An 11,403-nucleotide genomic window follows, 5' to 3' on the forward strand; every position below is an offset into this window, starting at 1 on the left:
GGCGGCACGGGTGGGCGCGACGGCACCCCGCAAGCGCCGGGCTGCGCAACACCCCCCGCCCCGCCTCGACGCCGGGCGCGCGCAAACACCGAGCCCTACCCCGTTCGGCCCAGGCACACCCCCTCCCCGCCCCGTATATTCGCCGGCACGGCAGTAAAGTCGGCCCAACCCCCGGAGGGACCCCGTGGAGATTCTGGCGTTCGGTGTGCAGGCGGACGAGAAGCCCCTGGTCGAGCGGGCCTTCGCGGGCCACCACCCGGTGCGCGGAGTGGACGTCTTCCTCAACACCGACACCGCGCCCATCGCCGCCGGCCACGAGATCATCTCCACCAGCGTCAACTGCGACCTGGGCGCCGAGGTGCTCTCCGGCCTCGCCGCCGGCGGCACCCGGATGATCGCCCAGCGCTCCACCGGCTTCAACAACGTCGACCTGGAGGTCGCCGAACGCCTCGGCCTGACGGTCGCCCGGGTCTCGTACTACTCCCCGTACTCGGTCGCCGAGTTCGCCTGGACGCTCGCCATGGCCGTCAACCGCCGGATCGTCCGCGCCTCCACCCGCACCCGCGACTTCGACTTCCGGCTCGACGGGCTGATGGGCCGCGACCTGCACGGCCGCACCGCCGGCATCGTCGGCACCGGGAAGATCGGCGAGGCGTTCGCCCGCATCGCCCACGGCTTCGGCATGCGGCTGCTCGGCTGGGACGTCGCCGAGAACCCCGCCTGCCGGGAACTCGGCTTGACCTACGTCCCCAAGGAGCAACTCCTCGCCGCGTCCGACCTGATCAGCCTGCACGTCCCGCTGCTCCCGGCGACCCAGCACCTCATCGACGCCGACGCCCTGAAGACGATGCGCGACGACGCGATCCTGGTGAACTCCAGCCGCGGCGGCCTCATCGACACCGCGGCGCTCGTCACCGAGCTGCGCGCGGGCCGCTTCACGGGCGTCGGCCTGGACGTGTACGAGGCGGAGGCGGGCCTGTTCTTCCTCGACAAGTCCCTGGAGGCCGTCGACGACGACACCCTGGCCCGCCTCGTCACCTTCCCCAACGTGCTGGTCACCTCCCACCAGGCGTACTACACCGAGGACGCCGTCGGACAGATCGTCGATACCACCGTGAACAACGTCCTCGACTACACCGCGGGCCGGCGCTCCGAGAACGTGCTGGTGCCGCGGAGCTGACCCATCAGCTCCCGCACCACCGCCGCGCCGTTCAGGGTCAGCACCGACTCGGGATGGAACTGCACCCCGGCGAAGCCGGGCCCCCGCAGCGCGTGCACCTCGCCGCCGGCCGTGCGGCTCACCTCGACACCGTGCCCGGCCAGCTCCCGCGCGGTGTCGTCGTCGCAGTGCGCCACGAAACTGTTGTAGAAGCCGACCGTCTCCGGCCGTCCGAACAGGTCGATCTCCGTCTGCGCCCCCTGGTACGGGACCTCCTTGCGTACGATCTCCAGGCCCAGCTCGGCCGCGATCAGCTCGTGGCCGAGACAGACACCGAGGACGCCGTGCCGGTTCTCCCGGACGACGTCGGCGGTCAGCGCGCGCAGGAACCGCATCTTCGGGTCCTCCGTGTCGGAGGGGTCGCCCGGACCGGGTCCCAGTACCAGCGGGCCCCCGTGCGCCAGGACCGTCTCCCGCAGTCCCGGCTCGTCGTACCGGCGTACGGTCACGTCCAGTCCGGCGGCGCGCAGCACATGGGCGAGCATCGCGGTGAAGGTGTCCTCCCCGTCGACCACCAGGGCGTGGCCGGGGAGGGCGTCCGACCGCTCCTGCATCCGCAGCCAGAACGGCGCCAGCGAGGACCGGCGCCCGTCCAGCGCCGCCCGCACCCGCGGGTCGTCGGCCAGCCCCGGCCGTACGGACTCCTCGCGCGGGCGCCCGGGACGCACCCCCAGCGCGGCCAGCACCCCGGCCGCCTTGGCGTGGGTCTCCGCCACCTCGCCCGCCGGGTCCGAGCCGCGCACCAGCGTGGCCCCGACCGGCACCCGCAGTCGCCCGGCCGCGTCGATGTCGGCGGTACGGATGAGGATGGGGGAGTCGAGGGTCTGGGCGCCGCCCTCGTCGCGGCCGATCAGGGCCAGCGCGCCCGCGTAGTAACGGCGTCCGCCGACCTCGTGGCGTTCGATGACCCGGCAGGCGTTCTGCACCGGGGAGCCGGTGACGGTCGCCGCGAACATGGTCTCCCTGAGCACCTCGCGCACGTCCAGCGAGGACCGGCCGCGCAGTTCGTACTCGGTGTGCGCGAGGTGTGCCATCTCCTTCAGGCGGGGGCCGATCACGACGCCGCCCATGTCGCCGACGGTGCACATCATCTTGAGCTCCTCGTCGACGACCATCGACAGCTCCTCGATCTCCTTTCCGTCGGCGAGGAACTCCAGCAGGTGCTCAGGGGTCGGCCCCCCGTCCGGGTAGCGGTAGGTCCCGCTGATCGGGTTCATCACGACCGTCCCGCCGGAGGCTCTGACATGCACCTCGGGGCTGGCCCCGACCAGCGTCCGGTCCCCGGTGTGGACGACGAACGTCCAGTACGCGCCCCGCTCGCCCTCCAGCAGGCGCCGGAACAGTGCCAGCGCGTCGGCCCGCCCGAACCCGGGGATCTCACCCTCGTACGTCCGCCGGATCACGAAGTTGGCGCCCTCGCCCCGCCCGATCTCCTCGTCGAGGACCCGTCCGACGATCTCCGCGTACTCCTCGTCGCCGACGTCGAAGCGGCCGCCCTCGACGCGGACGTCGTGCGCGGGGAGCCGGTCGAGGGCCTTCGCGAGGGGGATCTCGTGGCGCTCCTCGGGCGTCAGCACCAGCAGCGGGGTGCCGTCGTCGCGCACGTCGAAGCCGCGCTCGCGGATCTGCCGGAAGGGAACGAGCGCCAGGCCCTCGTCGGGGAGGTCGGCCAGGTGCTCACGCGTGCCGACCGGGCCGATCAGCAGCTCGACCACCTCGTGGTCGTGGCCCGGGGTGCGGCGGCGCAGCAGGGCGAAGGGGCGGTCGTCGTGGGGGAGCTGTGACAGGTCCATGGTCGGGTTCCTCGTTCCGTCTCAGTCGTGTCAGTCATGAGCGTCGGAGGAACGACCCCGGAAAACACCGAAGGCCGCCCCCCGGGCGGCCTTCGCGAAGTCTGTGCGTACGCGCAGTCAGTGGGCCGCCGGGTGAGCGGTCCACCACCAGTTACGGGTCGAGTGCGCGAACATGGCAGGCACGCTACACGATGTGGCCCGTGCCGTGTGTGGCCCAGCGTCGTTACCATGACGTTCCCCGCAGACGCGGGGATGGTCCCAAGCTGAAGACGCTGCTTCAGACGGGCGCAGTCTGCTCCCCGCCGACGCGGGGATGTCGGCTTCCGTCCGGCCCCGACCGGCCGGACGAAGCCGTCTCACAGGATGAGCGCGGCGAAAGACACCCGAACCGACCGCGTAATGTTGGGCGCGTGACCGTGAACGCTGATTCTCAAAGCGTCGCCGCTCAGGCGACCTGGCGAAACCTGCCCGCGGCGCAGCAGCCCGAGTACCCGGATGCCGAGGCTCTGCGCGATGTGATCGCCGAGCTCGAAACGTATCCCCCGCTGGTGTTCGCCGGCGAGTGCGACCAGCTGCGTGCGCGCATGGCTTCCGTTGCGCGAGGTGAGGCGTTTCTGCTCCAGGGCGGTGACTGCGCCGAATCCTTCGATGCGGTGTCCGCCGAGCACATCCGGGCGAAGTTGAAGACGCTCCTGCAGATGGGCGCCGTACTCACGTACGCCGCGTCGGTGCCCGTGGTGAAGGTCGGGCGGATCGCCGGCCAGTACTCCAAGCCGCGCTCCAAGCCGACCGAGACCCGCGACGGGGCGACGCTGCCCACCTACCGGGGCGACTCCGTCAACGGCTTCGACTTCACCGAGAAGGCCCGGATCCCGGACCCCGAGCGGCTGAAGCGCATGTACCACGCGTCGGCGTCCACGCTGAACCTGGTGCGCGCCTTCACCACCGGCGGCTACGCCGACCTGCGGCAGGTGCACGCCTGGAACCAGGACTTCGTGAAGTCGTCCCCGTCCGGCCAGCGCTACGAGCAGCTCGCCCGCGAGATCGACCAGGCGCTGAACTTCATGCAGGCCTGCGGCGCGGAGCCGGAGGAGTTCAAGACCGTCGAGTTCTTCTCCTCGCACGAGGCGCTGCTGATGGACTACGAGTCGGCGCTGACCCGCGTCGACTCCCGCACCGGACGGCTGTACGACGTCTCCGCGCACATGGTGTGGATCGGTGAGCGCACCCGGCAGCTGGACCACGCGCACATCGAGTTCGCCTCGCAGATCCGCAACCCGATCGGCGTCAAGCTCGGCCCGAGCACGACGGCCGAGGAGGCGCTGCAGTACATCGAGCGTCTCGACCCGGAGCGTGAGCCCGGCCGGCTGACCTTCATCGTCCGGCTGGGCGCGGACAAGATCCGCGACAAGCTCCCCGAACTGGTCGAGAAGGTCACCGCGTCCGGCGCCACCGTCGCCTGGATCACCGACCCGATGCACGGCAACACCTACGAGGCGGCCTCCGGTCACAAGACCCGCCGTTTCGACGACGTGCTCGACGAGGTGAAGGGCTTCTTCGAGGTCCACAAGGAACTCGGCACCCACCCGGGCGGCATCCACGTGGAGCTCACGGGTGACGACGTCACCGAGTGCGTGGGCGGCGGCGACGAGATCTTCGTCGACGACCTGCACCAGCGCTACGAGACGGCCTGCGACCCCCGGCTCAACCGCAGCCAGTCTCTTGACCTGGCGTTTCTCGTCGCGGAGATGTACCGCGACCAGTAGCGGGACGCGCCGGTGACTCGGCGGAAGAGGTGGGGCGCGTATCACATCGGATCGCGCCCCACCTCTCTTTTGTGGCCTCCGGGTGGCAGGTAAGGTTAGGTTGGCCTCACCGGTCAGGGGTCGGTTCGGCTCGACCCAGTACTCCGTCGGGAGGTGACCCGCGTGTTCGTCTGCAGCTGCTTCGGCGTGACCGAGGAACAGGTGAAGGGACACGCGGAGGCCGGTGCCTGCACGCCCCGGCAGATCGCCTCCGCCTGCAAGGCCGGCACCGACTGCGGCGGCTGTGTGCGGCGCATCCAGGCGCTGCTCGGCCGCGGCTCCTGCCCCCGCCGGCAGGTGATCGACCAGGGCGGACAGCCGCTCACGGCGGAGCCGCCGGTCAGCTCTCCGCTCGCCGCGGAGATCCCGGAAGCCGCCTAGGCTTCGCCCGCTCGGGCTACCGCGTCGAGAAGCCGCCGGTTCCCGGGCCCGACGCGTCGGGCTGGGACTGCTCGATGACCGTCGACAGGTAGAGCGCCTCGCCCAGCTTCTCGATCAGCTCCAGCTGGGTGTCCAGGTAGTCGATGTGGTGCTCCTCGTCGGCCAGGATCGCCTCGAAGATGTTGGCCGAGGTGATGTCGTTTTTGTTGCGCATGACCTCCACCCCGCGGCGCAGCCGGTCGATCGCCTCGAGCTCGACCTCCCGGTCGGCCTGGAACATCTCGGTGACCGTCTGCCCGACCCGGACGTGGAACAGGCGCTGGTAGTTCGGCAGGCCGTCGAGCAGCAGGATGCGGTCGGTGAGCACCTCCGCGTGGCGCATCTCGTCGAAGGACTCGGCGCGCGTGTACTGGGCGAGTTTCGTCCAGCCCTTGTGGTCCTGCAGCTTCGAATGCAGGAAGTACTGGTTGATCGCCGTGAGTTCGGCGGTCAGCTGCTCGTTCAGGAATTCGATGACCTCGGGGTCGCCCTGCATCGCATGGGCTCCTTCCGCGCGGAGGACCGGCAGGTTGGGGCGCATGATTGCACCGGGCGCGAAAGATCGTCCAGTAAGTGTTGACTTAGTGAATAAGGGCATATTCAGTCCGTTTTGTTCGTGATTGTCAGATTTTGCCGGGCCCGGTTCAGGGGTATCGCCCCCGGTCTGTCAGGATGGAGACATGGGTCAGCCGGCGGAACGCGAATCGGGGGAGCGCACAGCGGAAGGAGCGCACTCCGACGAGCTCCCGCCGGGGCAGCGGCTGCAGAAGGGCTGGCCGGTCACGCACTACGGGCCGGTCCCCAGGTTCCGGCCCGAGCGCTGGGAGTTCCGGGTCTTCGGCGCCACCGCCGACGGTGGGAAACACTGCTGGAACCACGAGGAGTTCGCGGCACTGCCGTACGCCACCGTCGTGGCCGATCTGCACTGCGTCACCAAGTTCAGCATGGTGGGTGCCGAGTGGGGCGGGATCCCGGCGCGGACCATCGTGGACATCGCCCCGCCCGCGCCCGACGTCACCCACGTGATGGTGTGGGCGGAGTACGGATTCAGCTCCAACCTGCGGCTCGCGGACTTCACGTCCGCGCGCTCCCTCTTCGCCACCCACAAGGACGGCGAGCTGCTGACCGCCGAGCACGGCTTCCCGCTGCGGCTGGTCGTCCCCCATCTGTACGCCTGGAAGGGCCCCAAATGGGTGCGCGGTGTGGAGTACATGACCGCCGACCGCCGGGGCTTCTGGGAGGAGCGCGGGTACCACAACGTCGGTGACCCCTGGAGGGAGCAGCGCTACTCCTACCAGGAACAGCCGGGCGAGGGCCCCGAGCTCTGACCGGGCGTTCCCCCGGCCGTCCCGGGGTCCGGCCCCGGAGACCCGCTCAGGAGTCCCGGAGCTTCTTCAGCCGCTCCACGTCCGCCGCGTGCCCCTCCTTGCCGCCGGGCGTCTCGATGACCAGCGGTACGCCCTCGGTCGCCGGGTGCCTCATCAGAGCCCGGAAGGGATCCTCGCCGATGTGCCCGGCGCCGATGTTGGCGTGCCGGTCCCGGTGCGCGCCGACCACGTCCAGGGAGTCATTGGCGTGGATCAGTTTCAGCCGCCCCTCGCCGACCGTGTCCACCAGCAGATCCAGCGTCCGGCGCATCCCGTCCGGCCCGGTCAGATCGTGTCCGGCGGCGAAGACGTGGCAGGTGTCCAGGCAGACCCCCAGCTTCGGGTGGGCGTCCAGCGCCTCGAAGTACGGCCCGAAGTCCCAGGTCCGTGAGCACAGCGAGGACCCCTGGCCGGCGGTCGACTCCAGCAGCAGGAACGGGTCGTCGTCATGGGTGAGCTCGTCCAGCAGCGGCAGCAGGCGCTCCCGTACCTGCCGCAGGGCGACGGCCCGGTCCCGGCCGCCGGTCGCGCTTCCCGTGTGCACCACCACGCCCAGCGCACCGATCTCCCGGCCGCGCCGCAGGGAGTGCCGCAGCGACTCCACCGACCGCTCCGCGGTCGCCTCGGTGTGGGAACCGAAGTTGATCAGATAGGGGGCGTGCACATACGCCGGGATCGACCCGGCCGCGCAGGCCGCGCGGAACGCCTCGTCCTGCTTCGGGTTGCCCGCCGGGGTGGCCCAGCCGCGCGGATTGGCGACGAAGACCTGCACGGTCTCGGCGCGCAGCTCACGGGCGTAGGACAGGCCGACGGAGTGCAGGCCGCCGGCCACGGGGACGTGGCCGCCGATCGGGTTGCGGGCGGGGCCGGACGGGTGACTCTTCACGCGTCAAGGGTGACACGAGCGCGAGGGCCGCCCGCCCGGCCCTCCCGTCAGCGGATCCGGAGGGTGATCGTCGACCCCTTGGGCGCGGTGTCCCCGCCGTCCACGGACTGCTTCCTGACCGTGTCACCGAAGAGGCCGAGCAGTCCGCGGTCCTCCTCCACCCGGAAACCGGCGCCCTCCAGCCGCTCCCTGGCGTCGTCCACGCTGTCACCGACCACGTCCGGCACCTCGACCGTCTCCGGGCCCTTGGACAGCGTGAGCGTCACGGTGTCGCCCTCGGCGACCTGCCGGCCGGCAGCCGGGGTCTGCCGGGCCACCTCGCCCGCGTCGTGCTCGGAGTTGACCCGCTCGGCGGCGACCTCCACCTTCAGACCCGCCTCCTCCAGCTCGGCGCGCGCGTCCTCCAGCTCGTCACCGGCCACGTCGGGCACGTCCACCGGGCGGCCCTTGCTCACGGTCAGCGCCACCGCGGAGTCCGCGCGGACCTTGGTGCCCTTGCCCGGTTCCGTGGAGATCACGGAACCCGCCGGCACCGTGTCGCTGAACTCCCGGGTGGCCATGCCCGGCTTCAGGCCCTCGTCCTCGAGCAGCGACCGGGCCTTGTCCAGCGGGTAGCCGTCGAGGTCGGGCACCCGCACGGTCTGCGGGCCCTTGGAGAGGACCAGCGACACCGAGTCGTTGCCCCGGATACGGGCGCCGGCCTTCGGGTCGGTGCTGATCACCTTGCCCCGCTCCACCGTGTCGCTGTACGCCTCCTCCACCCCGCCGACGTCCAGCCCGGCGTCCGCCAGCCGGTCCCGGGCCTCCTGCTCGGTCTTCGTCAGCAGTGGCGGGACCCTGGTGAACTGGCCGGAGTTGATGTACCACACGCCCGCGCCGAGCCCGATGGCCAGCAGCACGGCCACGACGATCGCCGCCGGCCCGGCCCGCAGCGCCGTCCGGCGCCGGGGCGGCAGCGGCGGCGGTGACCGGAACCGGCTGGTGTGACGCGCCGGGGCCGGCGCCTCGTCCTCGTTGACGGGCAGCGGGAGGGGGACGTTCAGCCCGCGCGGGATGACGCTCGTACGGTCGTCCGTGTTGTCGTGGTGGGCGTGCTCCGGCAGCAGCGCCTGCGGGGGCATCGCGTCGAGCTGCTCGCCGGTGAGCCGGCCGCGCGCGTCACGGGCCCGCGCGAGCAGCGCCACCGCGTCGTGCGGACGGACCCCGGGATCGCGCGCGGTCGCCGACGCCACCAGCTCGTCCAGCTCGTACGCCATACCGGGCACGAGGGCCGACGGCGGCGGCACGTCGTCGTGCAGATGCTTGTAGAGCACGATCGCGGGGGAGTCGCCCTCGTGCGGCTTCTCGCCGGTCAGCATCTCGTAGAGGAGGATGCCGCAGGCGTAGACGTCCACGCGGGGGTCGGCGATGCCGTTCTCGATCTGCTCCGGAGCCAGGTACGACACCGTGCCCAGCACGGTGTCCGAGGTGTTCGTCACCGAGTTCACCGCGCGGACCAGACCGAAGTCGGCGACCTTGACCCGGCCGTCGTCCCCTATCAGCACGTTCTCGGGCTTCATGTCCCGGTGCACGAACCCGGCCCGGTGCGCGGCGCCGAGCGCGGCCAGCACCGGCTCCAGGATGTCCAGCGCGGCCCGCGGCTGGAGTGCCCCGCGCTCGCGCAGCACGTCACGCAGGGTGCAGCCGGCGATGTACTCCATCGCCAGGTAGACGTACCCCCCGTCGGTGCCCTGGTCGAAGACCTGCACCACGTTCGGGTGGGCCAGCCGGGCGACGGACTTGGCCTCGCGGATGAACCGCTCGACGAAGGAGGCGTCGGCGGCGAGGGAGGGGTGCATCACCTTGAGCGCGAGGATGCGGTCGAGGCGGGTGTCCACGGCCCGGTAGACCGTGGCCATCCCGCCGACCGCGATCCGCGCGTCGACGCGGTAGCGGCCGTCGAGCAGCTGCCCGACCAGAGGGTCCTGAAGGGTCGTGTCCACGCAACGAGTCTACGAGGCCGCACCGACACCCCCGTCCTGTCCACCCTCTGTTGCAGCGGACCTGTGACGTGCACCTCTCCCCCCGGACCCACGCACACCCCCACCCCGGCCGCGCGTGGCTCCCGCCGGCCCGCGTGCCCGCCCGGCCGCACACAACCTGCCCGCCCTCCAGCCGCGGGCAGTTCCCGCCCGGCCGCACACAACATGCCCGCCCTCCAGCCGCGGGCAGTCGTGCCGCTGGGGCGGCACGGGTGGGCGCGGCGGCCCCCTGCAAGCGCCGGTCAGCGGAACCTGCCCCCGCCCGGCCAGGGCAAGCGGCACCTAGAACGCCGGCCGCTCCGGATCCAGCACGGCCATGCCCTCCGCGGGGGAGGACGCCGTGGCGAACCACCGCCGCGGAATCCGCCCGGCGCGCCGCGCCAGCCGCCCCGCCTCCACCGCCGCCCGCATCGCGGAAGCCATCAGCACCGGCTCCTGCGCCCGCGTCACCGCCGACGCCAGCATCACCCCCGCACACCCCAGCTCCATCGCCAGCGCCACGTCCGACGCCGTCCCCGCCCCCGCGTCGAGGATCACCGGCACCCCCGCCCGCTCCACGATCAGCTCGAAGTTGTGCGGGTTGCGAATGCCCAGCCCCGACCCGATCGGGGACCCCAGCGGCATGACCGCCGCACACCCCACGTCCTCCAGCTTCCGCGCCAGCACCGGATCGTCGTTCGTGTACGGCAGTACCGTGAACCCGTCGTCCACCAGCGTCTCCGCCGCGTCCAGCAGCTCGACCGGGTCCGGCAGCAGCGTCCGCTCGTCGGCGATGACCTCCAGCTTGACCAGATCGGTGCCGAGCGCCTCCCGCGCGAGCCGCGCCGTGAGCACCGCCTCCCCGGCGGTGAAGCAGCCCGCCGTGTTCGGCAGCACCCGGATGCCCAGCCTCTCCAGGACCGACAGCACGGACCCGTGCACCGAGGGGTCCACCCGCCGCATCGCGACGGTCGTCAGCTCCGTCCCGGACGCCACCAGCGCCCGCTGAAGCACATCGAGGCTCGGCGCCCCTCCCGTACCCATGATCAGACGGGACGTGAAGGACGTACCGCCGAGGTCGAACGGATCGTCGGCCATGGTCAGCCTCCTTGGACGGCGGTGAGGACCTCGACCCGATCCCCCTCCGCGAGGGGGGTGGTGGGCCACTGCCCGCGCGGGACGACGGTTTCGTTGAGGGCGGCGGCCACTCCGGAGGGCGCCGCGGTGAGCGACCTCACGACGAGGTCGAGAGCCGTGCCGGGAGCGAACTCCCGGGGTTCCCCGTTGACGGAGACGTTCATGCGGGCTGCTCCGTGAGGACGGCGGCGCCGAAGCGCCGGGGGCTGAACGGGCGGGCCCCCTCCGGCAGTTCACCGGTGGTCAGCGCATCCGCCAGGGCGTCGCCGGTGACCGGTGTGAGCAGGACGCCGTTGCGGCCGTGGCCGGTGGCCAGCAGCAGCCCATCGAGTCCGGTCGGGCCGAGCAGGGGGGCGTTGTCGGGGGAGCAGGGACGCAGCCCCGCCAGGGTCTCGGTCAGCGGCAGTTCGGTGATGCCGGGGACCAGTTCGTGGGCGTCGCGCAGCAGTTCGTACACGCCCCCCGCGGTCACTGTCGTGTCCCAGCCCATCTCCTCGCTGGTCGCGCCGATCACCAGCTCACCGCTGTCGCGCGGCACCAGATAGACGTGGCTGCCCCGCACGAGGGCGCGTACCGTCCGGCTCAGGAAGGGGCCGGGACGGTCGGGCATCGCCAGCCGCACCACCTGCCCCTTCACGGGCCGCACGGGCGGCAGTACGTCCGCCGGGACGCCCGCGAGGCGGCCGCTGCGGCTGCCCCCGGCGAGCACCACCTGCCCGGCACCCCACTCGGTGCCGTCGGAGGTGAGAACGCCCCGCGCGCGGCCGTCGGCGACC

General features: G+C 71.7%; 12 protein-coding genes. 4 read left to right on the top strand and 8 right to left on the bottom strand.

The features are described 5' to 3' along the window. The first annotated feature begins 184 nt into the window (after positions 1 to 184). The gene (locus B9S61_RS30605) at positions 185 to 1,180 is read left to right on the top strand and encodes a 2-hydroxyacid dehydrogenase (RefSeq protein ID WP_103545136.1); all 996 of its coding nucleotides are present in this window, start codon (positions 185 to 187) and stop codon (positions 1,178 to 1,180) included. On the opposite strand, the gene B9S61_RS30610 is transcribed toward B9S61_RS30605, so the two are convergent. Further along, positions 1,132 to 3,012 (bottom strand): anthranilate synthase family protein, encoded by a 1,881-nt coding sequence (locus B9S61_RS30610; RefSeq protein ID WP_103545137.1) that lies wholly within the window; start codon positions 3,010 to 3,012, stop codon positions 1,132 to 1,134. The genes B9S61_RS30605 and B9S61_RS30610 overlap by 49 nt on opposite strands. A 117-nt stretch (positions 3,013 to 3,129) precedes the next feature. Further along, on the bottom strand, positions 3,130 to 3,186 hold the full coding sequence (locus tag B9S61_RS43595) for a trp operon leader peptide (protein ID WP_073735655.1): 57 nt from the start codon (positions 3,184 to 3,186) through the stop codon (positions 3,130 to 3,132). A gap of 236 nt (positions 3,187 to 3,422) precedes the next feature. On the opposite strand from B9S61_RS43595, the gene B9S61_RS30620 reads away from it, so the two are divergent. Both B9S61_RS30620 and B9S61_RS30625 read left to right on the top strand, forming a co-directional pair. After that, on the top strand, positions 3,423 to 4,778 hold the full coding sequence (locus B9S61_RS30620; protein ID WP_103545139.1) for a class II 3-deoxy-7-phosphoheptulonate synthase: 1,356 nt from the start codon (positions 3,423 to 3,425) through the stop codon (positions 4,776 to 4,778). 162 nt (positions 4,779 to 4,940) lie between these two features. After that, positions 4,941 to 5,198 (top strand): bacterioferritin-associated ferredoxin, encoded by a 258-nt coding sequence (locus tag B9S61_RS30625; protein WP_103545140.1) that lies wholly within the window; start codon positions 4,941 to 4,943, stop codon positions 5,196 to 5,198. 16 nt (positions 5,199 to 5,214) lie between these two features. Here the strand turns inward: B9S61_RS30625 and bfr are convergent, their stop codons facing one another. Continuing rightward, complete coding sequence (gene bfr, locus B9S61_RS30630; RefSeq protein ID WP_103545141.1) at positions 5,215 to 5,733, bottom strand: bacterioferritin; 519 nt, start codon at positions 5,731 to 5,733, stop codon at positions 5,215 to 5,217. A gap of 184 nt (positions 5,734 to 5,917) precedes the next feature. Between bfr and B9S61_RS30635 the strand changes: the two genes are divergently transcribed. Continuing rightward, complete coding sequence (locus B9S61_RS30635; RefSeq protein WP_103545142.1) at positions 5,918 to 6,565, top strand: sulfite oxidase-like oxidoreductase; 648 nt, start codon at positions 5,918 to 5,920, stop codon at positions 6,563 to 6,565. 46 nt (positions 6,566 to 6,611) lie between these two features. Here B9S61_RS30635 and B9S61_RS30640 read toward each other — a convergent pair whose 3' ends face one another. The 5 genes from B9S61_RS30640 to B9S61_RS30660 all read right to left on the bottom strand — a co-directional run. Then, positions 6,612 to 7,490, bottom strand: coding sequence for a deoxyribonuclease IV (locus B9S61_RS30640; RefSeq protein WP_103545143.1), 879 nt, complete (start codon positions 7,488 to 7,490; stop codon positions 6,612 to 6,614). 47 nt (positions 7,491 to 7,537) lie between these two features. Next, the gene (gene pknB, locus B9S61_RS30645) at positions 7,538 to 9,472 is read right to left on the bottom strand and encodes a Stk1 family PASTA domain-containing Ser/Thr kinase (RefSeq protein WP_103545144.1); all 1,935 of its coding nucleotides are present in this window, start codon (positions 9,470 to 9,472) and stop codon (positions 7,538 to 7,540) included. 321 nt (positions 9,473 to 9,793) lie between these two features. Beyond that, a complete protein-coding gene (locus B9S61_RS30650) occupies positions 9,794 to 10,588 on the bottom strand; it encodes a thiazole synthase (RefSeq protein ID WP_103545145.1) in 795 nt (264 codons plus the stop codon). A gap of 2 nt (positions 10,589 to 10,590) precedes the next feature. Beyond that, positions 10,591 to 10,791 (bottom strand): sulfur carrier protein ThiS, encoded by a 201-nt coding sequence (gene thiS / locus B9S61_RS30655; RefSeq protein WP_103545146.1) that lies wholly within the window; start codon positions 10,789 to 10,791, stop codon positions 10,591 to 10,593. Next, a partial coding sequence (locus B9S61_RS30660) for an FAD-dependent oxidoreductase (protein WP_146065000.1) occupies positions 10,788 to 11,403 on the bottom strand: 616 nt, incomplete at its 5' end. The genes thiS and B9S61_RS30660, both read right to left, overlap by 4 nt.

It is taken from the genome of Streptomyces sp. SM1, from assembly GCF_002910825.1.
GTDB lineage: Bacteria > Actinomycetota > Actinomycetes > Streptomycetales > Streptomycetaceae > Streptomyces > Streptomyces okerensis.